Below are 23,683 nucleotides of genomic sequence, written 5' to 3'. Positions count from 1 at the left end.
CCCAAGGCTCACAACCGCATCGCCAGCCAAGCGGGCAAGCAGGCTATCGTGAGTGATGACGACCACCGTCTTGCCGGACCGCGCCAGCTCCTTGCACCACAGGGAAACCTCAGCCACGCCGCGCCCGTCAAGCCCGCTTGTCGGCTCGTCGAGCACGACGAGCTCCGCGTCGGAGCAATACGCCGCAGCAAGGGTAACACGCTGCTTTTGGCCTCCCGAAAGACTCGCTGGATGACGATTCGCCACATCGATCAGGTCGAACGTATCAAGCGCCTCCCACGCGCGCGCCTTCAAATCGTCGTCGACTTTTCGACCGAGCACTACTTCGTCAGCCACGCTCCCCGCATACAATTGATAGTCAGCGTCTTGCATGACGAAATAGCTCATCCGCCTCCTCTGTCGACGAGACAGCGGCTTTCCGCCGCGCACCACGCATCCCCGCTGCTGCTTCGCGGCGCCGCACAGCACTTTTGCCAGCGTCGTTTTTCCCGCGCCGTTCCCTCCTTCGACAACCGTAACCTTGCCGCTTGCGAACACGGCATTCACGCACGCGATGCCGTGCTTGGTAGATGGATACAAATACGAAACATCTTCGACGATCCAATCCTCGCCCGCACGCTCGCTCGCTTTCGCGGAAAACCTGCGTGCCGCTTTTTCCTGTCCATAGAAAGTTCCGGCGACCATGGAAGGATGCCTGAGCCCAAAGCGAGCAGCTTCCTCCGTCGAAAGAGCAGCGAAAGCCCGCGCATCCCATCGAGCCGCGATCCTGCCATCTTTCAGGCAAACGAACTCGTCAGCTACGGGCAACATGCGATGCAGACGATGCTCTGAAATCACGATGGCAACACCCGCCTGCTTCAAGCGCATCAAGATGCTCTCGAGGTCGTCCGTTCCCTGCGCGTCCAGGTTCGACGTCGGCTCATCCAAAATCAGCACCTTGGGATTGCATGCTATGGCAGCCGCAAGGGCGACGCGCTGCTTTTGACCGCTCGACAACTCGGACAGCCGTTCTCCAAGAAGCGCGTCGATACCGCACCATGCGGCAGCGCGGTTGATCCTGCTGATGGTTTCGTCCGGATCGACGCCCAGGTTCTCGGACGAGAAGGCGATCTCGTCCCCAACCAATCCCATGAAAAACTGGCTCCGCGGGTCCTGCAGCACAACGCCCATGCCCGAAGCCCTATCGTAGGAGGTCACTTTTCGCACATCGGTTCCGCAAACGCAAACCACCCCTTCAAGGCATCCCGGGAAAAACGTACCTGCAAGCCCATCGATCATGCGCAAGACAGTCGATTTCCCATCCCCCGAACGTCCGCATAGAACCGTGCAGGCGCCCGGTTTGATCTCGAACGAGATATCGTCTACGAAACTCCCCGCTACACCGTGACGCGCATCGCACGCCGCCCCGTCGGCGGCCTCGGACTGATCGACATAGCGAAACGATGCGCTCTCCAGCAACACCGAAGCCGTCCGCCGGCATGGCATCCCGCTCATACGTAAAACCCCGTTCCGTACAAGAGGGCGCATGCGCATGCGAAGACCGCGACAACAACGACATCGCGCGCGGCGAACCCCACGTGGTATATCGACGAACGCCCTGTCTGCACGTCAATCCCCCTTAATTCGGACGATGCGGCAAGCTCGGAGGACAAACGCAAGCAGCGCATTACAAGCGGTGTGTACAAGCACTCGTACACAAGCCCCAGATGGGAAAACGCATCGACAACCCGAGGAAACACGCCTCGCATGCGAAGGCCGCGAACTATGGACGAGAACTCGAACGGAAGGATCGAGGCGAATCGAAACACCATGCATACGCCGATCAACGCGCGGTTCGGCATGTGCCACCTGCGCAAGGCGCACATGATAGCCGACGGCGAGAGGGTGAAAAGCGCGCTTCCCGCCGACATCGGCGGCATCATGTGCATGAGGCTTACGAACAGCACGCCGTAAAGTCCGGGCAGCGGAACGAAACTGAGCCCGCAGATCACCGCGAAGCTTACGCACATCCTCGCAGCCAGCCTCGCCCTGCCGTTCGCCGCAAGATAGGCCGCGCAGAGGATCTGGAGACCGACGAGTTCGGGCAGCCCCACAATAGCCAAAGCCGCCATGCCCGCAGCCAGGATGACAAGCAGATGCGTACGGGGATCCAGCCCAAGAACGCCCTCCTTCATATCGGCATGCAAGAAAGCCGCCTTGTGCGCAGACCCATTTCCAGCCGCAACAGGCTCGATACGCTGCCGCACTGCGGAAGGAGGAGAAAACGGATCCGTACAGTTTTCCAATGGCGTCTCCATAGCGAAACCCTTACGCGATCTTCGCTTTGCGGACATGCTTTTTCAAGAACTTGCCGCCAATAAAACCACCCGCGAACGTACCGGCAGCGAACATAGCCAGCATAAGAACAATCCATGGCAGCTCGGTATATTGAGCCACCATCGCAGCGATGTCAGAGGCGCTGTAGTACGCGCCCAACTGCTGCATGTAAGCTTCTTTGAACAGCAGATACGGAACTATTCCGTAGAAGGCGAATGCAACCCAGTACACGTAGTAGCCCAGCACAACGCGTTTCACCTTATGATACGAATCCTTCCCCCACATAAGCAATTCGCCCACGATCGCGCCGACGATAGCCACGGGAATGCAATACAAGCCGCCCATGATCGCGTAGAAAATGCCGAAGACGATGATCGAGGCGCTCAACACTCCGCGTTTTCCTATACGGTCGGCCATAACCAGGTAAAAAGGTGTTGCGAGCAGCGGAAACAGCCATGACCCAACGAAGAAAGTATTCTGAGGCGATAGCAGCATGTCCTCCACCATCTTCGCCGCCATAGTAACAACAACAATGATGATGTTGAAAACGACAAAGGTTAAAACGTCATGGGTAGTCCAGCCCCCGCCTCGTTTCGAGGACTGAGAAGACGAGGCGTCTTCCCCTCGATCGTATACCGCTTGCGACATAACGAGCGCTCCTTTCAAGCCAACGGCTTATCAATCGGTTATGGTTAGCTTTAGCTAACTTTTGCTACAATAGTCGATGAGTTCATAAGGAAACGCGGCTCAAGCAACAACCGGCCGATTTCGGCATTAAGGCGACCAGACAAGGCTGCGTCGTTTCGACGCCTTTACCCGTGCGCGAAGGAGCGGGAGCCCTGCGTTCTTTCGGCTGTTTGATTTTTTCGCAATGACGACAGAGGGCACCGGCAATCGAAGGAAGGGGAACGCGAGCATGCTCGATATAAAAAGCGACCTGTACGACAAGGCGTTTCAGCAATGGAACATGACGCCGGTCGCGTCGGAGCGCTCCTATGCGCAAGCCGGATGCTCGTACCGGATGGACAACGAAGAAGGCTCGGGCGAATACTGGGTCTATTCTCGAGACAACTTCTTCGCCGTCAGTGCTTTTCGAATCGAGTTCAAAAGCCAAGGCATCATGCGCTTTCGCCATACCGAGCACCTTTCAGTTAGCTACTACGACAAAGCCGGCTTGATCGCAAAAGCCCGCACTGCCACGCCGAGGCCCGGAACGGTCTCCACCTACATCGCGAGCGAAGGAAACGAGTACGTGGCGCGCTTTCTTCCTGGCTCGACCGTGCAGGCCACGTCGATCACCGTATCGCCGGACTATTACAGAACCTACCTGCATGAACGGTTCGGCAATATACCCGACATGCGCAAGGCTTTCCTGCTCGTCGACGGAAGACCGGACTGCCCGGAGCTCATCGCCCTCTTCAAGCAGATCAAACGCTATCGAGGAGCCGGCATGGCGGCTGACTTGTTTTACGAAGGGGCCGTAGCCGAAGCGCTGGCGCTCATCATCAAACGAGCAAGCGAGATCGAAGAAGAGGATGCCGGACGAGAAAGCGCTTTGCCGCCGCTCGACGACCGGAAATCGCTTGACAACGTCGGCAGCTTCATTAGAAACAACCTGGACGCAAACCTTACCTGCAACGTGCTGGCCCATCGCGCATGCATGGGCCAAACGAAATTCAAGGCAACGTTCAAAAGCTACTTCGGAGCGTCCCCCAACGCTTTCGTTACCGAAGCGCGCATGGAAGAAGCTGCCGAACTCTTACGGACCACCAACATGCCCGTGGCCGATATTGCCGCAAAGGTCGGTTACAGAAAGCCGGCGGCGTTCGCCGAGGCGTTCAGACGCCATACCGGCATAGCCCCAAGCGCCATGCGCGGCAAGCGAATGCGTTAGCGCAGGGTCCATGCGGCCCTTTGCCGTCCCGCCTGCCGTTTTCCACCCGACCGCCTAGATTGGCCCGTCGGTTTGACAAAGAGCATCGCGAGCGGTAGCATCCAAAGTTAGATATAGCTAATTTCTAATTGAAGCACGGATCGAAAGCCGCGCGAAGCACAAGTCGCAAGCACCCCCCCTTCCCCGCCCAACCAGGAGCTGCTTTATGTCGAACAGCGAACCGAACAAGAAGTTCTGGGACAAGGTCGCGCCCCTGTACGCACCCCTTGTCGAAAGGCGCAACGGACCTTACCCTCAGCTGTGCCGAGAATTGAGAAACTGGCTGGAAAGAGACATCGACGTGCTTGAACTGGCCTGTGGAACCGGGCAGCTGACCTTCGCGCTTGCAGGGAGAGTCCGCTCTTGGGAGGCTACCGATTTCTCTGAGGCCATGATCGAAAAGGCTCGCACGCGATCGCCTGAAAGCCACGTCTCTTTCTCCGTGCAAGACGCCACGAGCCTTCCTTATCGCGAAGCGTCCTTCGGCGCCGTGGTCGTCGCCAATGCGCTGCACGTCATGCCCGCACCCGAACTTGCACTGCACGAGGCGCATCGCGTTCTGAAACCAGGCGGCTTCCTGCTGGCCCCGACGTTCGTCCACAACCGGGTAGCATCCCCTGCAAGGCTGCGATTGATGGAGGCGGTTGGCTTCAAGACGTTCCACGAATGGACGTCCGAAGAACTGGCTTCCTTCGTCCAAAACTGCGGCTTCCATGTGATCAGCGCCAATCTGGTCGAAGGCGGTCCCGTCCCCGAATGCGTCTTGATAGGAATGAAGTCCTAGGCGCCCGGCGCGTCAACCACGCCCGAATGCACGATCCTGCTCCCAATGTTGCGCTCGGGCGCATATTGAAACCCGTTCGTCGGCAATGAGCATCCCCGACCAGGCAAAACGCACAGTCGCACCGAAGATCGTCGCTCTGCATGCCCTTCAAGCGCAACATTGCAGTAAGAATCGTGCAGCAAGCAAGTCGTCTGCCTCCGACGCCGCCCGCAGCTCCTTAAACGCTCGCGCGGACGACGGACGTTTGGAACCTGCGATTGACCAATTCGGGAGTGAATTCGAAGCCGCTCGGCGCCACGCCATCGCCTGGGGCGAACACGCACGTCGAAAAACCCGCCTCCCGGACGGAGCGCTCGAACGTGCGCTTGCTGCGTGCTGCGCCGAACACGTTGCCGCGCGCAGCAAGCCGGCTCATCGGATCTTTCGACAAAGGAGACTCGGCGAACACGCCCGCGTGGTACAGAAATCCTCCCGATACGAGCACGCGCGCGATCTCGCGCAGCGCGGACGGCAGATCGCGCACCAGGTTGAGCGCGCTGTTCACGACCACCACGTCGAACGTCGCATCCTTGACGCCGGCGGCCCGCAGATCCTCGGGACACCCCTGCGCGAACGCAAGGGTTCGTCTCCAATCGTCACCTTGAGGATGGTTGCGAGCCGCTTGCTCTCGTGCGTGTTCAATGCGATCCTCGTCGGGATCGATTCCCAAAACGAACCCGTCCGGCCCTACCAGATCGGCAATTTTGTAAGCGCCCTTGCCGCTGCGACACAAAAGATCCAGCACGCGCTTGCCCGAAAGACCATCAGGAAGCGTCATCTCGCAGCGGGAGCTGTACCCTTGGCGCGGCAGGGCCGCATAGTAGCCCTCCCCGGAAAACTGCTCCTCCGAACGCCTGCGGGTTTCCACCCCCAACGAATCAAGCAAGCCGACAAGCTCGTCTATGGTTTTGGGATTTTCCAACATGCTCGCTCCTGAATCCAGAAGGTCGCGCCCGACAAGGGCGGCACCCTCCCTCATCGGCAGCCGTCATGGAACTCCCTCGACTATACCACCGTGCCCAACCCAAATGCAGGGTTGTTTTTTAACCGGATACCGCCTAGTGCCGAATGCCGATGCAGCACGGCGCCTCGCTAGTCCAGCGAACTCGTCTCCAGAAGCGACTTACCCTTGGTCTCGGGCGCCATGAGCACCGACAGCACCAATCCCAGGATCACCAGCCCCGCCGCAACAAGCATGGTGGGCCCTATGCCGTATGCAGCCAAGAACAGCGGCGTACCGTACGTGGCGATGATGGTGCCGATACGCGAGATGCCGATAGCCACACCCACCGCCGACGCGCGCACTTCGGTCGGGAACAGCTCGTTGGGATAGAGCCACTGCAAAATGCCCGGCCCGCCGCTGAAGAATGCGTACAAACCGAACGCCACGATGATCACGTACACGGGAGCATCGGGGAACAGGCCCAGGATAACCAAGCCCACGGCCATAAGCGCCAGCGAACGAATGAGCAGCGGGCGGCGACCCATCGAGTTCAGCCAGAACATCGCCGGAATAGACCCGATCAAGAAGAACAAGCTGACCACGCTCTCGCCCAAGATGGCCTCGTGCCCCTCGCCCAAGCCGAACGCCGTCATGATCTCGGGGCCGAACGTGTAGATGGCGTACATAGGCACCACCTGGCACAGCGTCAAGATGCCCAGAAACACGATGCGCTTGGCATAGCCGCCCGCGAACACCTTGCGCAGGCTGGTCTTCTCGCCCGGCTCCTCAAGCTCAAGCTCCACGCCCTCGCCGAAGACGCGACGCATGACCTCGTCGGCCTCGGCGGTGCGCCCTTTCTGCGCCAGCCACATGGGCGATTCGGGAATGTCGTGACGGCCGATCAGCAAAATGATGCAGGGAACCACCGCCGACCCGAGCATCCACTGCCATCCGTTGGGAACGCTGTACAGGAAGTAGCCCACGAACGCCGCAACGGTAGCGCCCAGATACCACGCAGCCGACACCATGCCCATCGAAATGGATCGATGCTGCTTGGGGGTGAACTCGGCAATGAGCGACGTGGCAATAGGATAGTCCGCGCCCACGAACACGCCGATGAAAAAGCGCGCCAAAACCAGCTGGAACGGGTCGGCGCAGAACACGCTCAAGATAGAGAACAGGCCGATAGCCACGATGTCGACGATGAACATCTTCTTGCGCCCGATGCGGTCGGTCAGGTAACCGCCGAGAATCGTGCCCACGAAGATGCCCAGCAGAACCGACGCGCCGATAGCGGCGCTCCAGGCGCCCGTCAGGTTGAACAGCGGCGTGATCTGCGTAAGCGCCACGCCGATCAGAGAAAGCACGTACCCGTCCAAAAACGAGCCGCCGCTCGAGAAAAACGTGATCTTGCGCAGAAACGGGGTCATGGCAACGTCGTCCATGGTCTTCTTGGCGGACTTCTTCACCTTGCCCACCATGCCCTCGCCAATCTGCTTGGCACCGTCCATCGCCTCGCCCATTGTCGGGCTCGTCACCTGCGTGATCTGCTTCACATCATCCATGCTCTCGTCTCCTCACATGCTAAAACCAGCTCCGCCCGCGTCAATCGCAGGAGGCGATCCTTGGGCTGAGGGTGCCTGAAATATCCTTGGAGCGAAGCGACGGTCTTTCAGGCACCCTCAGCCCAAGGATCGACCCCGCCCGGTTGAACCTGCTACTCCCAGGTGCAAATACCGAAGTTCAAGTGCGGCTTCGCGCCCGTCTCGTCCACGTCCGCATCCACCAACTGGAAGCGAATCTCCTTCTCCCCCACCTTCCACATGCGAGTTTGAAGCGCGGTGCCCGGAAGCACCGGCGAAGTGATCCTCGTCTTGAATCGCTTCATGCGCTCAGGCTCGCCCGGGAAAAACGAGCTGATGATGTGGCGCATGGAGAAGCCGCCCAAACTCACGCCGTGCGCGATCGGACGTGCAAGGCCGGTCTGCTCGGTATAGGCGAAGTCGATGTGCTGCTGATGCCAATCGCCCATAAGACGATAGATGAGCGGCATGTTGAGCGGCATCGTCTCCTCGACCACCGCATCGGGCGCACGATCAGGCATCTCGACGATGTCCTTCGGCGGCTTGGGCCCGCCCCATCCACCGTCGTAGATGCACACGTCCCATGTCTCGGTTTCGCACAACAGCGTCCCGTCGGAGGCGAAGGAACGCCCCGTCTGCTTCGACAGGCACCCGCGGCCCTCGCCGCGGTCGTACAGCGCGTCTTGCGTCACGAACGTCTCGATGCGGTCGCCCATCGGGAAGGGAGCATGCAGCTTGATCTCGAACCCGTAATGCAGCGAGCCATCGTAGTTGTAGCCGTAGTCAAGCGTGCGCGTCATTTCCTCGTGCACCGTCAACGGCACGCCGAAAATGGGGAGCACCTTGAGCTGCGGGTTTTCCGCGTCATGCTCGTTCACGTACTCAAGATCGGTCTTGCCGTCGAATCCCGCGTTGCAGCCGAGCGCGCAAATCTCCAGATCCTTGAACGTGTACTCCCGCACGAACGGCCCGAACTCCTTGCCCACGATCTCAGTGCTAATAGCCATGACCCTCTCCTTATCTCCCAACCAGAAAAACAGCACCCATTCACCAGGTTCTCAAGTACGCCCCGTCCACCGACCGCCCAAAAGGGCTCTGAGCCAACGAAGCTGCCCGAAGTCGTGCAGGCGGAGCGCGTCTGGGGCAGAGCGGTTGAGCAAGATCCTTGGAGCGAAGCGACGGTCTTGCAAGACCCCTCCGCCCCAGACGCGCTCTGCCGTCCCGCAGGTTACTTCAGCAACTTCTTCTCGATCTTCATAGAGCACGTGCGCGGAAAGTCGTCGACGATCTGAACGAACGAGGGAACCTTGAACCCCGCCATGTGCTCCTCGCAAAACGCCAGCACCTCCCCTTCGGTGATCTCGACGCCCGCGCGCGGCTTCACGAAGGCTTTGACGGCCTGGTCGCGAATAGGGTCGGGCACGCCGATCACCGCGGCCTCGTCGACGGCGGGATGCTGCATGAGCACGCTTTCAAGCTCGCTGGCCGATATGTTCTCGCCCGCTCGCTTGATCATGTTGGCCTTGCGGTCGACGAAGAAGAACCAGCCGTCCTCGTCCATGTAGCCCTTGTCGCCCGTGCGCAGCCATCCATCCTGGGTGAACGTGCGCGCCGTAGCCTCGGGGTCGTTGTAGTACTCCTTCATGATGGTGCGCCCGCGCGTGCCCTTGACCTGGATCTCCCCCAATTCGCCCGCAGCGGCCTGCACGCCGTCGTCGCCTGCAATGCGAACCTCGTATCCCAAGCCCGGGCGTCCGACGCTCGGCCAACGACGCGGACCGGTCGGCGGGTCGGTAAGCACCCAGCTGATCGACTCGGTGGAACCGTACGTGTTCATGATGCGCACGCCGTAGCGCTCCTCGAACGTGCGCTTCTCCTCGTCGGAAACGGCCAGGAAGTACAGCATCTCGCGCAGACAATGATCCTTTTCGTTCGGATCGACCGGTTGCAGCAGCAGGGTGCGCAGCATCATGGCCACGCATTGCACGACCGTGGCCCGATAGTCGCGGATCTGCTTCCAGAAGCGGCTCGCGCTGTACTTCTCCACCACGATGAGCGTAGCGCCTGCCGTGAGCACCGGGGTGAGCGCCGCCAGTTGGAAGTTGGAATGGCAGGCAGGCATGGTCGAAAGCATGCGGTCGTCGCGCGTAAGCGACACTTCCCAATCGCCATACAAGCCGCTGAACAGCATGTTCGCATGCGTAAGCACAACGCCCTTCGGACACGACGTCGTGCCCGACGTAAAGATGATCTCAACCGGGTCGTCCGAGGCAAGGGGGCGTTCCTCGCGCAGCACGGTCGGCTCGCACGCGCGCGCCTTGTCGAAACAGCGCACCGGAACGGAAGCGGGCAAGCCCGCTTCGGCATCTGCCGAACCGCGCGCAACGAACACGCCTTTGGCAAGATAGCCCTGCTCGTCAGCCAAACCGTCGTACAGGCCGACGAAATCCGCCTCCACCACTGCGCACGACGCGCCGGTACGCTCGAGCACGAACGCCGCCTCTTCGGCCAAGTACTGCTCGTTCATCGGTACCATGACGGCACCGATCTTCGCCAAGCCGAACAGGCACATCATGAACTCGGGGCAGGTGTGCATCTGCACGGCCACCCGCTCGCCCGCCTCGATGCCCAACGTGAGGAACAGGTTGGCGGTTCGGTTGATTTCCTGGTCGAACGCGCTGTAGGAAAACTCGCACGTCGCGCCCTCGCGATCCTGGAAGATGAGGAACGTGCGGTCACCGCACGAGTCGACGAGTCCCGTCCAAAGGCTTCGCAGCGTTTCGTTTCCTACGATGTCGGTCACCCGTCTCACCCTTCTCGTCCTTCGACCCCTCGCTCAATCCCCTACCCGCACGATGCCGCCGTTCGACCGCGCTTCGCTTTCGGAAGGCGGCATCGTGCGGGTGCGCGGAACGTTCGGGCCGCGCACCCGCGTCCGGTTTCACCGGACGGCGGTCCCTTGAAAACGGAACCGCGCTACGGGCGGCGTGCCTATCGCAAGCCGCCCGCCAAACGCATGGACCTTATTCGCTGATCTTCACGACGCCGGCCTCGGCCAGCTCGTTGATCTGCTCGGGCGTGTAGCCCAGCTTCGTCATGATGTCCACGGTGTCGCCACCCTGATGCGGCATCGGACGCCAGATCTGACCCGGGTTGTTCTTGAACTTGGGGAACACGCCCAGGCCGTGGAACGTCTCGCCGTCGACGGTCTCCCAGTCAACCCACGTGTTGCGCAGCTTCAGGTGCTCTTCCTTCACGAGGTCTTCCATGTCGTTGACCACCTGGGCAGCAATGCGGTGCGCAGCGAAATCCTCTTCGATGTCGTACTTGGAGTTCGCCAGGCAGTACTCCTCGAACGCCTTCTGGATCTCGTCGGCATGCGGGTTGGACAGCCACAGGCCCGACGTGTCCTCGGGAATGTCCTCGGTACCCCACAGATGGCCCAGGCCGATGGTCTCCAGGAAGTACTTGTTCTGGTCGACGCCGTACAGGCACACGCCCAGGAAGCCGTCCTTGCACTTGAACTCGCCGATGCCGCACAGGTTCTGGTTGCGCGCGCCGGGGCGGGGCCACTTGATGCCCTCGTTCAAGTAGTCCACCAGGTAGTACTGGCCGATGGCAAGCAGCGTCTCGTACATGGCCAAGTCGATGCTCTCGCCCTTGCCGGACTTCTCGGCCTTGTAGAGGGCCGCCAGCGCGGAGCTTGCGATCATGAGCGTGTTGAAGTAGTCGCCGGCGTACGGTCCGGGCAGCATCGGCTGCTCCTCCGTGCCGTTCTGCATGATGATGCCGGAGTAAGCCATCACCGTCAGGTCGTACGCAGCGCGCTTGACCATCTTCGGGTCGCCTTCCTGGCCGAAGCCGGAAACATGCACGATGACCATCTTCGGATTGAGCTCCCACAGCACGTCGTCGGTGATTCCCTTGCGCGCCCACGTGCCGCCCTTCGATGCCTCCATGAAGATGTCAGCATCCTTCACCAGGTCGAAGAACACCTTCTTGCCCTCTTCGGAGAAGTAGTTCAAAGCCACGGAACGCTGGTTGCGGCGCTCGGCCTGCTTCACGTACGCGGTATCGCGGATGGTGTCGCCCGCGCCGGTGTTCTCGAGCCAGATGACGTCGGCACCCCAGTCGGCCATGAGGTCGGCTGCTTTCGGGCAGGCCAACTCGACTGCTGCGTAGACGACCTTGACGCCGTCGAGGGGACCGTAGGACGGCTTGTCGGTAGGAATTGCCATGTTGTTCCTCCTTGTTCGCATGGGTTTCTGGATACGGGGGCACTATCCGCGCCCCCGTGGACGAGCGGCAGGTTACTTCTGCTTGTACTTGATGGAAGCGCCCTTGGAGGTGGCCAGGATCATCATCTCGTCGGTGCCGCCGGAAACGCGGTCGACGCGCAGGTCGCGCCAGATGCGGTTGATGCGATGCTCGCTGGCCACGGCGATGCCGCCCATGATCTGCATGGCGTCGTCGGTCACCTCGAAAGAGGCGTTGGCGCAGTAGTACTTGCACATGGCGGCCGCTGCGGCGTTGAAGTTGCCGTCGTTGTTGTCGGCGTTCCAAGCAGCCTCGTACAGCATGTTCTTCATGTTGGTCAGCTTGATGCACATCTCGGTGATCTTGAGCTGGTTGAGCTGGAAGCGGCTGATGGGCTTGCCGAAGGCGATACGGGAGTTCGCATGCGCCATGGCGTCCTCGAACGCGCAGATAGCGGTGCCGTAGTCGCACGCGCCCACGAGCCAGCGCTCGAAGTTGAAGTCGGACACGCCGCGCATGAAGCCGTTGCCCTCTTTGCCGAAGATGTCCTTTTCCTCAAGCTCCACGTTGTCCAGGTAGACTTCGCAGCAGCTGTCCATGCGCAGGCCCAGCTTGGTCAGCGGGGACAGCTTCACGCCCGGCTTGGACATGTCGACGAAGAACTCGGTGAACACGGACTCGTCGTCAGCGTTCTTGGCCATGATGACCAGGTACTTCACGCCAGCGGAGGAGGTGATGAACGTCTTGGTGCCGTTCAGGTAGATCTTGCCGTTCTCGCGCTTGTACGTGGTGGCCAGCGCGCCCACGTCGGAGCCGGCGCCCGGCTCGGTGCATGCGGAGTTCCAGATCTGCTCGCCGGAGCCCAGCGTGGACATGACGGCTTCGATCTGCTCTTCGGTGCCTTCGCGGATGATGGTCTCGAAACCGGGCAGCTGATACAGCACGTAGGTGGGAGCGCCGTACTTGCCCAGGATCTCGTACACGGCCATCAGCGTCACGCACGGCTGCTCAAGGCCCAGACCGCCATGGCTCTCGGGAAGCATGATCTGGTCGAAGCCCAGCTCGCACAGGCCCTTCACCCAGCGAAGCGGGTACTCGTGCGCTTCGTCGCACTCGTGGAAGTAGGTCTCCCAGTTCTCGCTTTCCATGTACTCGCGGTAGCTATCGACGATCAGCTCCTGCTCGTCCGTCAACTTGAAATCCATGACGATCCTCCTTTTTGTATGTGTTCAGCGGGATCCTCCCGCTTTGAAACCCGAATGATGTATCTCTCGCCTACAGGCCCATCTGCTGGCGATAGAAGGTCGCACCGTGCTCAAGGGCGTCGTTCGCCTCGTCGAGCATCTTGGTGTAGTGCAGAAACGCGTGGATAACGCCTTCGAACAGTTCGAAACGGTACGGAACCCCGTACTCCTCGCAGATCGTCGCCAGCGTGGTGCTGTCGTCGCGCAAGGGGTCGTACTCGGCCGCCGCGATATAGCAAGCAGGCATGTCGCGCGTCATGTCGTTGAGGAACAGGTTCGCGTACGGGCTTTCCTCCAGCTCGGCGGGATCGTTCGCGTACATCTGCATGTAGAACTTCCAGTCCGCCTCGGTCAAGCCGTCCCACGAGCCGCCCAGAAGGCGCATCGAAGACGAATCCTTGAGCCCGAACCAGCCGTAGTACAAAAGGCAGCACTTCACGAAATCGCTGCCGCCCAGCTCCTCGCGCAGATACATCGTGGCCGCAAGGCTCAGATGCGCGCCGCCCGAATCGCCCGCGAACGACAGGCGCTCGCCGTCGATGCCATGCTCGGCACCGTGCTCGTGCAGGTACGCAGCAACAGCCGCAACCTCGTGAACCGCGCTCGGGAACTTCGCTTCGGGCGAAAGCCGGTAATCCACGGCCACCACGGCAACGCCGGCGTTGCGAGCAAGCACGCGGCAGATGCGGTCGTGCGTGTCCAGGTTGCCCAGGACGAACCCGCCGCCGTGCACGTACACGATAGCCGGAGTCTCAGGCTTGCTCGCGGCGCGCGCCGCGGCGGACTCGTCAGTGGGATAGTAGTAGCGCACCGGGATGTCGCCGTACGGACCCGCCACGGCAGCGTCGAGCTTTTCGGCCATGACCGGGCCGCCTTCGACCCAGTACGCGCGACCGGCAACGTAGTTCTCGCGCATCTTCTCGAAACCCACGCTCGTGTCGTTCGCGTCGCCAGCCAGCTCGTCTTCCTTCGCCAGCACGGCGTTCATCTGCGGATTGATCAGAGACAGTACATCGAGCTTGTTCACGTTCGCCTTCCCTTTCCGATCGGTGATGCAAAGCCGCGGAGGGCTCGGGCGAACCGTCGCCCTCCGCGGTGATCTGTAAACGCAGCGCTTGGATTACGCCTCTTCGGCCTGAGCGGTCGAGCCGAAGTGCTTCTTGACCGTGCGGAGCAACATGACCAGGCAGAAGCAGCCGATGACGCCGAACATGATTTCGAATCCGAAGATCATGTTGAAGGCGGCGGTGCCCTGAGCGTCGATCATGCCGCCGTACCAGGTGTGGATGAACACGTCAGGCAGGAAGCCGACGACCGAGAGGATGCCCGTAGCGGTACCGAAGATGGACATCGGGATCTTGACCTCGGACAGCGGGGAGGAGCCGATGGAGAAGGCGCCGTAGGTGGTGAAGCCGAACACGACCACCAGGATGGAAGCGATCACGGCACCGGAGGGATCCTGCGGGAAGAGGATGAACCCGACGAGCACGGCGACGGAGAGGATCAAGCCGCCCAGGATGGCCTTCGAGGGGCTCTTGATCTTCGTGGCGATGTAGCCGATAACCGGGCCGGCGATGAGGCCGATACCATAGGTGCGGATAAGGCCGACCACGTTCACCAGGTTGCCGTCGGCGTTGAAGCCCTGCGTCAGGTACGGGGTGGTGTAGGTAGCGCCCTGGTACACGGCATACACGCAGAAGTAGGCGACGCAAGCCCAGATCACGCCGGGGTGCTTGACGGCCTGCAGAGCCTCGGACACGCTGAACAGCTTCGCGTCCTTGTTGATCTCGCCCTTGAAGTCAGGGATGATGAAGTACGAGACCACGCCCAGGATGGCGATCATGACGCCCAGGAAGATGAGCATGGCCTGCACACCGGCAGAGCCGGAGATGGCAGCGATGATGCCGGCGTTGATAAGGCCGATGACCAAGCCGGTCACGCCGTAGATGGAGTAGCTGACGCCGATCTTGGAGGCGTACTCGTTCTCCTCGCAGCACAGGCGGATCACCTTGAAGCGCGTGCCCCACCACACCAGGATAGAGGTAACGCCCATGAGCACGAACAGGATCAAGCAGATCTGCACGGAGGGCAGCGTCGCGTATACGAACACGAGCACTGCGGTGGCCAGGAAGCCCAACCACGCCAACGTGCGCATCCGGAACTTGTCGGCTACGATGCCGGAAGGCAGGTAGCAGATCATGGCAGCGATGCCGTAGGCGGACACCATCAAGCCGAGGTCCGCGTTGGTGGCACCGAGCGCCTGCATCAAGGGATCGTAGAACACGTTCTTCAGGTACATAGGCGCGTAGATAATCGACGAGCCCATGGAGATGAGCACGACGAGCGCCCACTTGTGCAGCGTGGAGAGTTCCTTATAGGTAACCTCTCCCTTGCTCTTGGCAAGCAACGACATCTTTCATTCCTTTCTCCTTGTCTTTGCCCGGCCTCGCGGCCGGCCGCCGGTAGCTTTCCCTCGGCGTCCGGCTGCCAAGTCGAGCCGATGGGTGCATTCTGTCCTCGAGCGGTCGAATTAGCATCGCAAAATGCCCACTAATTAGGCGAATACTTAATTTCTTGCGAGGGTTTCATGACGAACTAGTGATAGGTTTCTATACTAACGATTGCGAAGCTATGCACTGCAAGTGCTGAACAATCTGAGCAGTTCAGCGGCATCATCATCTATCACAAACGCACGATAGGAAGGATGGTCGACTTCATGGCACCCCAAACGGCAGCATCTCCTGCCACCGGAACGGAACCGCGCGAGGCTTTTGCATCCATCATGGCCCGCCCGTCGTTGAAGTACGTGGGTTTCGCGCTTCTTCTTGCCTGGCACTACGCGCTGTGGTTCGTTCCCCACATGTTCGCGCAAACTCAGCTGCTCGATGAACGCGTGACAATCGCCTGGCTCGTGAACCTGGGGGCCACCGTCCTCTTTCTTTTAGCGTTCGCCTTCTTGCTCGGACGCAAGAAGCACCTCTCATCCTATAAATGGATGTACGTGGCTGCCCCCGCGCTGACGGCGGCAGCCACGTTGACGCTCTGCCTGCTCCCCCAGGTGTTCACTGTTCCGGGCTTGGCGTACGCGCTTTCGTTTTTCCTGGGAGCAACCGAATCGGCTATGTGGATCCTCTGGGGCGAGCGCTACGCGTGCGTGAAGGCGAACTACTCGCTGCGCCACATCGGCACGACGTTCGGCGTGGCGGTCCTGGCAACCGTCGCTATCGCCTGGGCGCTGCCGATGTACGTGACCACGGTGTTCGTGGCCGCGCTGCCCATCGCATCCGGCGTGCTGCTGGTGCAGGCTCGTCGCGACGGCGAGCGGTCCTTTCCCGTCCTGCTGCCGAAAAGCGCGGCGCAAGGCGGGCTCAAGAACATGGTAGCCGTCAGCGCCATCACGTTTCTAGCGAGCGTCGCCTGTTACTTCCTGGTCGCCATCATTCCCTGGGAGGTGCTCCCCACCGACGACCTCAGCTTCACCCTGGGCATCATAGGCGGAGCCGTGCTCATGCTGGGGCTGGCCGGAATAGCTCTTCTCACGAAGGACAAGGCCAACATATTCAAGATGTTCCCGTGGATGATCGTGCTGCTGATAGCGGCGTTCGGCCTTTTCCTGGCCGACCCGGTCACCTACTTCCCCTCGTTCATCATGGCCACGGGCATCTCTTCGCTCATGGAGATCCTGCTCATCATGTACTTCGGCATCTTGACGTCGAAGGGCTACGTCACGCCCGCCATGGCCTTCGCGTTCGCCGGCGGGTTCGTACGGGCGGGCATCGCCGTGGGCAACACCTGGGCCGTAGGCTACGAGCACGCACCGCAACTGGCAGCGGCCATCACGCCGGAAACGTGCCTTGCGCTTATCTGCTTGCTGGCGGTATTGCTGATCCCGCTCGTGCGCCAAGAGTTCAACATCATCGCCCTGACCGCAGCCCCGCCCACGAAGGCCGAAATCGACGAGATTTGCGCCGAAGTGGCGAAGGAGTTCAGCCTGTCGGGTCGCGAAAGCGAAATCCTCGTGCTTATCGCGCGCGGGTACACCACTAACAACATGGCCGAGAAGCTGGTGATATCGCCGTACACCGTGAACACCCACGTGCGGCATATCTATGAGAAAATGCAGATACACAAACGAAGCGAGCTGCTGAACTACCTTAATATGCAGCGCAGCGACTTTTAGGAGGGGTTTTGGGGGAAGCGAACGCAACCGAGCAGCGCATGAGCCCGACGCGCACGCGCGCGTCGTGGAAGCCCGGCGTAAGCAGCCACCCCCTGCCGTTTTTCCGCTGCACCGAATGCCACGCCGTGCTCTGCGCCGTCGACGACGCAGCGGATCTTCGGATCGACCGCTCGCTGCGGCGCGAAGACGCGACGCTCCCCTTCGCCGGAAACGCGTTCGCCCCTTCGTGCTGCGGACGGATCATGGAGCGCTTGGAGCCGCTTCCCGACGGCCAACGCGCCGGTTTCTCGATCGGCTACGAAGTGGTAGGCGGAGTCGACGCGAACGCGCTGCGCGTTCGATGGAGCTCGACAAGCGATCATCCGCTGCGCTGGGTCGCGCTCAAGACGTTCACCGGCGTGCAGCTGAAGTACGTGCTGCCCGGGAAAAAGCCACCGCTCGTATTCGCGTTTGCAGACGAGGACGCCTACGCGTACTGCAACGAGGATCCATGCCGCGCTTGCACGTTCCGCTGCAAGCGCGGCTTTCACCTGTACGCCTACCTGGACGGCCTAGGCTTGATCGACCAAGCCGTTCACGCAGAAACCCTTAGGACGTAGAGACAGGCCGCCCTTCGGGCCAATGGCCGAAATCCACATCATCTGAATCGAACCGCTTGACGAAATCGATGAACGAGCGAACTGCCCCGCTTTTGTAATGCTTCTTGCTGCACGCGAGGTACACCCAGTAAAAATCGCGGGGAACGCCTTCGATGGGAATCATCGTGATGTCCGAGAACAGCTTGATCCCAACCGAGTTCAGCATGAGCGCGCCGGTACCACCGTCAATCGAGATCACCGAAGCCATGGAGATGTCGTCGTCGTAGTTTTGCACAACGCCTTCAAGAGCCGCTTCTTCGAGCAGCTTTTCAACTTGTTCGCCTATGGGAATTCCCCGTCGATACGTGATAAGGCGCATGCCGCGCAAGTCATCGAACGTCACCGAGGAACGCCGCGAAAGCGGATGACCGGACCGAACGCACAGCTCGAGCGGACGGTTCAGCACCGGAAAGTAGGCTATGTCGGGCTCGTTTTCCCGTTTCCCGCAAAACGCCAAGTCCAAGGTTTCGTTGTGCAGGTTCTGCGTCAGGTAGTTCGTGAACGCCTGATGGATCTCGATGCTCACGTTGGAGCCGAATTCCGCCTGGTAGGCGCGCAAGAGCGCCGGCAGGTAGTCGTCCTGCACGGTAAAGATCATCCCCAGATTGACAAGGCCGTGCAAGTCTCCCTTGCGCGCCTCCATGGCGGCAACGCCCTCGTCAAGCTGGCGCAACGAAGCGCGCACGTACTCGTAGAATTCCGCACCGTGCGGCGTAAGCTTAATAGATCGTCCGTCTCGCTGGAAAAGAGGAAGCCCCAGTTCCTTTTCGAGCGAGGATATAGCGTCGGACAGCGTCGGTTGCGTGATGTACAGCTCCTTCGCCGCCCGCGTGTAGTGCTGCAGTTCCGCCAACTTCTTAAAGTAGTACAACTGCGATAAGTTCACGATTTCCCCCTCGTTCGCCTCGAAGCAATGATATAAGAAGCCCCCCCCCCCCGACAAGACTTCCCATATACCGAAAAAAAGGGGATCCGCAAAACCGGATCCCCCGTGAAGCTTTTCAGAAGAGCCGCCCCTTTTTCTCGAGACGTTATTCAGTCCACTGGCTCTTGAACTTTTTGGCGTTTGAGAAGGTGAAGAAGCCCAGCATCAGGATGAGAGCAAGCATCACGAGTCCGACGATGAACACCACGTTGAAGCCGAAGCTAGAGCCGATCCAAGCCCAGATCATGGACGCGAACGCTGCGATCAGGTTGAACACGGTGCTGACGCGGGAGTAGATGACCGAGTACTCACGCGAGCCGAACGACTGGCGAACGATGATCGGCACGAGCACGACCGCGGTGGCGTAGAAGGCGCCGAAGATGAACGACCCGATGTAGAGCATGTACTCGGAAGCGAAGCCCAGCCAGCACAGCAGGATACCGGCAACGCCGCACACGAAGGCGAACACGAGCGCGCCCTTGGAGTTCTTGTCGGCAACCGCGCCCAGGATGATCTTGAAGATAGCCTGACCAACCATCATGACCGTGGTCATGAGACCGCCGACCACCAGCACGTCGAAGGTGACGTCCGTCAGCGACTTGGTGTAGGTGGGGAACTGCATGGCGATGAGAACGGCGATGTTGATGATACCGGCGCACACGCAGACGGCGTAGAACGCGGGGGTCTTCATAGCCTTGGCAGCAGAGAGGCCCATCGGCTTGGCAGGAGCCTGGCCGGCGGCGACGGAAGCGCCGTACGGAGCAAGGCCGCAGTCCTCAGGAGAGTTGCGCACGCAGAACAGCGTGAACGGCAGCGAGGTGACAAGCGCGATAACAGCCCAGATCAGGTAGATGGTGTGGAAGTCCATGCCGCCGGAGCGCAGCGCGGTGAACACCGCAGACCAGATAGCGCCGCCGATGCCCGTGAAGGCCATGCACAGACCGATGAACGTACCCGCCTTAGCGGCGAACCAACGGTTGATGAGCGTGGGGATGGCAAGCCACAGGATGGAGATCTCGCCCAGGCCCAGCAGCACGGCCGCCAGGTAGAACATCCAGATCTCGTTCGAGAAGCTCATGAGCAAGAACGCACCGCCCACCAAGCAAGCGGAGACGGACAAGATGATGCGGATGTCCATGGTCTGCAGAAGCTTGCCCATGAACGGAGAAGCGACGGTCATCGTCAGGTACATAACCGTGACGTACATGGCGAAGGCGGTAGTTTCGACCCCCAAGCCCTCAGCCACGACCGGCTGGAACAGGCCCCACGTGGAGAAGCACAAGGCCGAGCATCCGAACGTGATCATGATGCCCGTGAGAACGACGAGCATGTGGCGCACGCTCATCTTCTCTTTCGTTGCTGTTGTACTCAATTTGATCCTCCTAAGAATGTCTGTCGCCCCTTTTCGTGAAATTGAGTCACACGAAAAGGAACGGCGCCCCTGAACCGATACTACACAGAGCTGGCTCTCTGGGCAGCATTGTCCCCCGTTCGCCGAAACGTGAGAATGGTCATACTTGAGAAACTGACCGAGGAAATGCTTCCTCAATGGACAATTGCCTATATTTGAGTAGATATTACATACAAAAAAGACCTGCAGAATCGAAAACACATTCTGCAGGTCTTTAAAACACAGGACAGGGATGCTCATTGCGCCGCATCCCAACGCAAGAAATTTCCCTTAGTATTTGTCCAGAACAAGCGGTGCGGCAATGTACACCATGATCTGGTCCGTACCCTCTGCAATCTGGTTGCCGCGACAATCCTGCCAAATTTGACTGACGCGCGCATGCTCGGTATAGCCCATGCCGCCGAGTATCTGCATGGCGGAACTGGCCACGTCGGTTGCAGCCGCCGGGACGTAGCGCTTCATGAGCGCCACGGACAGCCGCTCGTCGTCTTCCCCATTGTCCACGGCAAGACAGGCGCGATACAGCATGGAGCGCATGTTGTAGATACTCACCTCCATGTCCACGAGCATCTGCTCGATCTGCTGGAACCGCCCGATCTGCACGCCGAACGCCTTGCGGCTGCGCGCGTGCTTGACCGCGTCCTCCATAGCCGCGCGCGCCATGCCCAAAGAGCCCGCGCACGTTGTCACGCGCCCGAACTCCAGCATGCGGAACAGCTGACGGAAGCCGGCGTGGCGTCCCGTCAGACGATACTCCGGCTGCAACTCGACGTTCTCGAACACCACCGTGGAAAACGGCAGCATCGACTGCCCTATCTTGTTCACCGGATATGCGCGGATGCCCTTCAGATCGCGCGGCACCAGCCAGAATGTAAGCGCAGGGTACTTGTCCGAGCCCTCCGCATCGCGGTCGATAGCCGCAACAAGGATGTAGGGCGCGTATTCCCCGTTGTTCACGAACGTCTTGCACCCGTTCAAAATCAAGCGCCCGTCGACCGTACGGTTGTACGTCTGCATGTTCATGGAGTCCGAACCGGCTTCCGGCTCGGAGATGGCAAGCGCGAACATAAGGCGGCCTGTCTTGCGGTAGTCGTCGACGATAGCGTCGAACTCGCTTTGCGCGGCGAACTCGCCCATGAGCGCCAAATTGAACAAGTCGATCTGGAACGGCAGCGTCGCGCCCGAGCAGCGCGAAAGCTCCTCGATGATAAGAGCTTGGGAACACAAGCTGAACGCGCCGGGGCCGTCGCCGTCCGCAAGATCCTCCAACCCGAAATACAGGTCGACGAATCCCTTGACCACCTCATCGGGCAGTCCTTGGTCGCGGCGCCACTGATGCACCAGCTCGGGCTTGAAGCGCTCTTCGCCGAACGTCCGAAACGCCTCGACGAGCTTGCGCTGACCTTCCGTCAGGCTGAAGTCCAAGATGGGATCCTTTCTCCTATATATAGGCAAGACGCTTTCGTGCGCCCTCGTTTCAAGGACGCGTTTTGGCTCAAGCGCCCGATCTTCTCTAAAAAGTATAGCGGGCATCTGCCCCGCCGTTACCCCCAGTTTAGCGAATTCAACCATGTCAAACGGCAAAACGCTTCCTAACCGACAAAAACCCATGCCGTTTGCGATCATGGAGCGGTCCAAGACCGCAGTCGCTCGGCCCGTCGCAAACCGAAGCAGGCTAGCTTCGGGCTGAAGCATATAGAAGCACATCGCCCGGACGAATCAATAGATCTGTGTACGCAGAAGGCGCATCTGGTAAACAAATAGCGTTGCATGTGAGTATTTCCGGCAAATTTAATATTAATTGCAAAAGTCCATCAAGTATTAGCAATTGTCCATAGCAACAAAAACAAGAACATGTGAGTATAACGACAGGAGAAATCACCGACCGCAAAAGAAAGGAGAACCGTCGTATGACCGTCACTGAGAAACTCAATGGCTACGGCCCGCTCGCGGGCATCAAAGTGGTCGAGATGTGCACGTACGTCGCGGCTCCCGCAACTGTTCGAGTTCTGTCCGAAATGGGTGCCGAGATCATGAAGATCGAGTCGTTCGATGGCGACATCCAGCGCACTCAGGGCCCGGGCTTCGGCTGCGAGCTCACCGACACCGAGGATCCCACGATCGACCTCAACAACACGAACAAGAACTGGATCTCCCTCAACCTGAAGTCCGAGGAAGGCCTGGCCATCGCAAAGAAGATGATCGGCGAAGCTGACATCTTCATGAACAACATGCGCACGGCCGCCCTGGAGAAACTGGGCTTGGACTATCCCACGCTTTCCGAGCAGTTCCCGGGCCTGATCTGGGCTCAGATGCGCGGCTACGGCGAGCACGGCGAGTTCGCGCACGCTCCCGGATACGACGCGGTCTGCTGGGCTGCACGCGGCGGCGTTGCCGGTACCTTCTGCGAGAAGGGCACCTCTCCCGCCATCCCGCCTCAAGCGTTCGGCGATTACAACACGGCTATCATGATGGCCGCAGGCATCCTGGGCGCGCTTGTCAACAAGCTGCGCACCGGCAAGGGCGACAAGGTCGTCGTCAACCTGTACCACGCAGCCATCTGGGGCGGCAGCATCGGTATCTGCGCCCAGCAGTTCGGCGCCGACTATCCGAAGTCGCGCACGAACGTCCCCAACCCGTTCAACAACACGTACAAGACCGCTGACGACAAGTGGATCTACATCTGCCAGCCGCAGCACAACCGCTACTACAACGACATGATGAAGATCATCGGTCGCGACGACCTGGTCGACAGCCCGGATTTCGCCACCATCGAGAACATCAAGGCCAACAACCTGCAGCCCGATCTCATCAAGATCCTCGAAGAGGGCTTTGCGAAGAAGGAACTGGACGAGTGGCTGCCCATCCTGTCCGAGTGGCAGGTGCCGAGCCAGAAGGTCTTCCGCTTCACCGACATCATCAAGGACGAGGAAGCCTACGTCAACGACGCCATCCGCAAGGTCGAGTACAAGGCGTTCGGCGAGCACGCGCTGCCCACCACCCCGATTCGCTATGCGAGCTTCGGCGATCCCCCGGTAGTGCTGTCCAAGCCCATCGGCTACCACACCGCCGAGTACCTGCAAAAGTACGGCTACACCGACGAGCAGATCGCGGAACTGGAAGCAAACGGCGCTGTCAAGTGCTACCACGGCGAAGAGGTTCCCGACGTGGTCTTCAAGTCCCAGCGTCAGGTCGAGGGCAAGGTCGAGTGCAAGTTCTAAATTCTTGAACAGGGCATTGATTCAGAAAAAGGAGCCTTCGGGCTCCTTTTTCGCATTCGGGCACACAGATGCCATGACGTCAACGTATGGGCAGCTCCGTCGCATCGCTTGATCTCAACGCCAGTGTATTGTCGATCCAAAAACACGGTCTTAGGGCTGAAAACGGGTTTTTGGGTAGACAAAGACCGCCGCCGGCCCCCCAAAGGGAG

The 23,683-nt window shown here is 60.1% G+C and carries 19 protein-coding genes; 5 read left to right on the top strand and 14 right to left on the bottom strand.

What is annotated here, in order from left to right:
• The 3 genes from ACMNI9_RS08090 to ACMNI9_RS08080 all read right to left on the bottom strand — a co-directional run.
• Nucleotides 1–1,494, bottom strand: a 1,494-nt coding sequence (locus tag ACMNI9_RS08090; protein ID WP_418831522.1) for an ABC transporter ATP-binding protein, incomplete at its 3' end; no start/stop codon positions are given.
• On the bottom strand, nucleotides 1,491–2,297 hold the full coding sequence (locus tag ACMNI9_RS08085; protein ID WP_225749112.1) for an energy-coupling factor transporter transmembrane component T family protein: 807 nt from the start codon (nucleotides 2,295–2,297) through the stop codon (nucleotides 1,491–1,493). The genes ACMNI9_RS08085 and ACMNI9_RS08090, both read right to left, overlap by 4 nt.
• A gap of 10 nt (nucleotides 2,298–2,307) precedes the next feature.
• The gene (locus ACMNI9_RS08080; protein ID WP_225749111.1) at nucleotides 2,308–2,964 is read right to left on the bottom strand and encodes an MptD family putative ECF transporter S component; all 657 of its coding nucleotides are present in this window, start codon (nucleotides 2,962–2,964) and stop codon (nucleotides 2,308–2,310) included.
• 268 nt (nucleotides 2,965–3,232) lie between these two features.
• Between ACMNI9_RS08080 and ACMNI9_RS08075 the strand changes: the two genes are divergently transcribed.
• Nucleotides 3,233–4,210 carry a helix-turn-helix domain-containing protein gene (locus ACMNI9_RS08075; RefSeq protein ID WP_418831519.1) on the top strand — a complete coding sequence of 326 codons (978 nt, stop codon included), beginning with the start codon at nucleotides 3,233–3,235 and terminating at the stop codon, nucleotides 4,208–4,210.
• Nucleotides 4,211–4,415: 205 nt separating this feature from the next.
• Nucleotides 4,416–5,033 (top strand): class I SAM-dependent methyltransferase, encoded by a 618-nt coding sequence (locus ACMNI9_RS08070; RefSeq protein WP_418831518.1) that lies wholly within the window; start codon nucleotides 4,416–4,418, stop codon nucleotides 5,031–5,033.
• A 217-nt stretch (nucleotides 5,034–5,250) separates the two neighbouring features.
• Here the strand turns inward: ACMNI9_RS08070 and ACMNI9_RS08065 are convergent, their stop codons facing one another.
• The 8 genes from ACMNI9_RS08065 to ACMNI9_RS08030 form a co-directional block, all read right to left on the bottom strand.
• Nucleotides 5,251–5,997, bottom strand: coding sequence for a class I SAM-dependent methyltransferase (locus ACMNI9_RS08065; RefSeq protein ID WP_418831516.1), 747 nt, complete (start codon nucleotides 5,995–5,997; stop codon nucleotides 5,251–5,253).
• A 167-nt stretch (nucleotides 5,998–6,164) separates the two neighbouring features.
• Nucleotides 6,165–7,580 carry an MFS transporter gene (locus tag ACMNI9_RS08060; protein ID WP_114566027.1) on the bottom strand — a complete coding sequence of 472 codons (1,416 nt, stop codon included), beginning with the start codon at nucleotides 7,578–7,580 and terminating at the stop codon, nucleotides 6,165–6,167.
• A gap of 152 nt (nucleotides 7,581–7,732) precedes the next feature.
• Nucleotides 7,733–8,605, bottom strand: a complete 873-nt coding sequence (locus ACMNI9_RS08055) for a MaoC/PaaZ C-terminal domain-containing protein (RefSeq protein ID WP_216528459.1) — start codon at nucleotides 8,603–8,605, stop codon at nucleotides 7,733–7,735.
• Between the two features lie 221 nt (nucleotides 8,606–8,826).
• Nucleotides 8,827–10,401, bottom strand: coding sequence for a crotonobetaine/carnitine-CoA ligase (gene caiC / locus ACMNI9_RS08050; RefSeq protein WP_114566025.1), 1,575 nt, complete (start codon nucleotides 10,399–10,401; stop codon nucleotides 8,827–8,829).
• A 220-nt stretch (nucleotides 10,402–10,621) separates the two neighbouring features.
• Nucleotides 10,622–11,836, bottom strand: a complete 1,215-nt coding sequence (caiB, locus tag ACMNI9_RS08045) for an L-carnitine CoA-transferase (RefSeq protein ID WP_114566024.1) — start codon at nucleotides 11,834–11,836, stop codon at nucleotides 10,622–10,624.
• A 72-nt stretch (nucleotides 11,837–11,908) separates the two neighbouring features.
• The gene (gene caiA / locus ACMNI9_RS08040) at nucleotides 11,909–13,060 is read right to left on the bottom strand and encodes a crotonobetainyl-CoA dehydrogenase (RefSeq protein WP_114566023.1); all 1,152 of its coding nucleotides are present in this window, start codon (nucleotides 13,058–13,060) and stop codon (nucleotides 11,909–11,911) included.
• A gap of 70 nt (nucleotides 13,061–13,130) precedes the next feature.
• Nucleotides 13,131–14,126 (bottom strand): acetyl esterase, encoded by a 996-nt coding sequence (aes, locus tag ACMNI9_RS08035; protein ID WP_114566022.1) that lies wholly within the window; start codon nucleotides 14,124–14,126, stop codon nucleotides 13,131–13,133.
• 93 nt (nucleotides 14,127–14,219) lie between these two features.
• The gene (locus ACMNI9_RS08030) at nucleotides 14,220–15,512 is read right to left on the bottom strand and encodes an MFS transporter (RefSeq protein WP_216528457.1); all 1,293 of its coding nucleotides are present in this window, start codon (nucleotides 15,510–15,512) and stop codon (nucleotides 14,220–14,222) included.
• Nucleotides 15,513–15,815: 303 nt separating this feature from the next.
• Here ACMNI9_RS08030 and ACMNI9_RS08025 point away from each other — a divergent pair, with 303 nt between their 5' ends.
• A complete protein-coding gene (locus ACMNI9_RS08025; RefSeq protein WP_418831514.1) occupies nucleotides 15,816–17,279 on the top strand; it encodes a response regulator transcription factor in 1,464 nt (487 codons plus the stop codon).
• A gap of 8 nt (nucleotides 17,280–17,287) precedes the next feature.
• The gene (locus tag ACMNI9_RS08020) at nucleotides 17,288–17,878 is read left to right on the top strand and encodes a hypothetical protein (protein ID WP_418831512.1); all 591 of its coding nucleotides are present in this window, start codon (nucleotides 17,288–17,290) and stop codon (nucleotides 17,876–17,878) included.
• On the opposite strand, the gene ACMNI9_RS08015 is transcribed toward ACMNI9_RS08020, so the two are convergent.
• From ACMNI9_RS08015 to ACMNI9_RS08005, 3 genes are all read right to left on the bottom strand, one after another.
• Nucleotides 17,868–18,803: a LysR family transcriptional regulator gene (locus ACMNI9_RS08015; protein WP_114566020.1), complete on the bottom strand. Its 936-nt coding sequence runs from the start codon at nucleotides 18,801–18,803 to the stop codon at nucleotides 17,868–17,870. The two genes, ACMNI9_RS08020 and ACMNI9_RS08015, sit on opposite strands and share 11 nt — an antisense overlap.
• Before the next feature lie 145 nt (nucleotides 18,804–18,948).
• Nucleotides 18,949–20,214, bottom strand: coding sequence for a CynX/NimT family MFS transporter (locus tag ACMNI9_RS08010; protein ID WP_225749106.1), 1,266 nt, complete (start codon nucleotides 20,212–20,214; stop codon nucleotides 18,949–18,951).
• Nucleotides 20,215–20,523: 309 nt separating this feature from the next.
• A complete protein-coding gene (locus tag ACMNI9_RS08005) occupies nucleotides 20,524–21,678 on the bottom strand; it encodes an acyl-CoA dehydrogenase family protein (protein WP_114566018.1) in 1,155 nt (384 codons plus the stop codon).
• A 485-nt stretch (nucleotides 21,679–22,163) separates the two neighbouring features.
• Here ACMNI9_RS08005 and ACMNI9_RS08000 point away from each other — a divergent pair, with 485 nt between their 5' ends.
• On the top strand, nucleotides 22,164–23,474 hold the full coding sequence (locus tag ACMNI9_RS08000) for a CaiB/BaiF CoA transferase family protein (RefSeq protein WP_216528455.1): 1,311 nt from the start codon (nucleotides 22,164–22,166) through the stop codon (nucleotides 23,472–23,474).
• The last annotated feature ends 209 nt before the right edge of the window (nucleotides 23,475–23,683 follow it).

The sequence above is a fragment of the Paraeggerthella sp. genome, from assembly GCF_048427265.1.
In the GTDB taxonomy this organism is placed as follows: Bacteria; Actinomycetota; Coriobacteriia; order Coriobacteriales; family Eggerthellaceae; genus Paraeggerthella; species Paraeggerthella hominis.
The sequence above is the reverse complement of the archived record's forward strand: the minus strand, read 5'-3'. Positions and strand labels throughout refer to the sequence as shown.

Coding starts and splice junctions, on each gene's coding strand:
- ACMNI9_RS08060 (WP_114566027.1), bottom strand. CDS start 7,580: ATGGATGATGTGAAGCAGATCACGCAGGTGACGAGCCCGACAATGGGC.
- ACMNI9_RS08085 (WP_225749112.1), bottom strand. CDS start 2,297: ATGGAGACGCCATTGGAAAACTGTACGGATCCGTTTTCTCCTCCTTCC.
- ACMNI9_RS08065 (WP_418831516.1), bottom strand. CDS start 5,997: ATGTTGGAAAATCCCAAAACCATAGACGAGCTTGTCGGCTTGCTTGAT.
- ACMNI9_RS08000 (WP_216528455.1), top strand. CDS start 22,164: ATGACCGTCACTGAGAAACTCAATGGCTACGGCCCGCTCGCGGGCATC.
- ACMNI9_RS08075 (WP_418831519.1), top strand. CDS start 3,233: ATGCTCGATATAAAAAGCGACCTGTACGACAAGGCGTTTCAGCAATGG.
- caiA (WP_114566023.1), bottom strand. CDS start 13,060: ATGGATTTCAAGTTGACGGACGAGCAGGAGCTGATCGTCGATAGCTAC.
- caiB (WP_114566024.1), bottom strand. CDS start 11,836: ATGGCAATTCCTACCGACAAGCCGTCCTACGGTCCCCTCGACGGCGTC.
- ACMNI9_RS08055 (WP_216528459.1), bottom strand. CDS start 8,605: ATGGCTATTAGCACTGAGATCGTGGGCAAGGAGTTCGGGCCGTTCGTG.
- ACMNI9_RS08030 (WP_216528457.1), bottom strand. CDS start 15,512: ATGTCGTTGCTTGCCAAGAGCAAGGGAGAGGTTACCTATAAGGAACTC.
- ACMNI9_RS08080 (WP_225749111.1), bottom strand. CDS start 2,964: ATGTCGCAAGCGGTATACGATCGAGGGGAAGACGCCTCGTCTTCTCAG.
- ACMNI9_RS08025 (WP_418831514.1), top strand. CDS start 15,816: ATGGCACCCCAAACGGCAGCATCTCCTGCCACCGGAACGGAACCGCGC.
- ACMNI9_RS08070 (WP_418831518.1), top strand. CDS start 4,416: ATGTCGAACAGCGAACCGAACAAGAAGTTCTGGGACAAGGTCGCGCCC.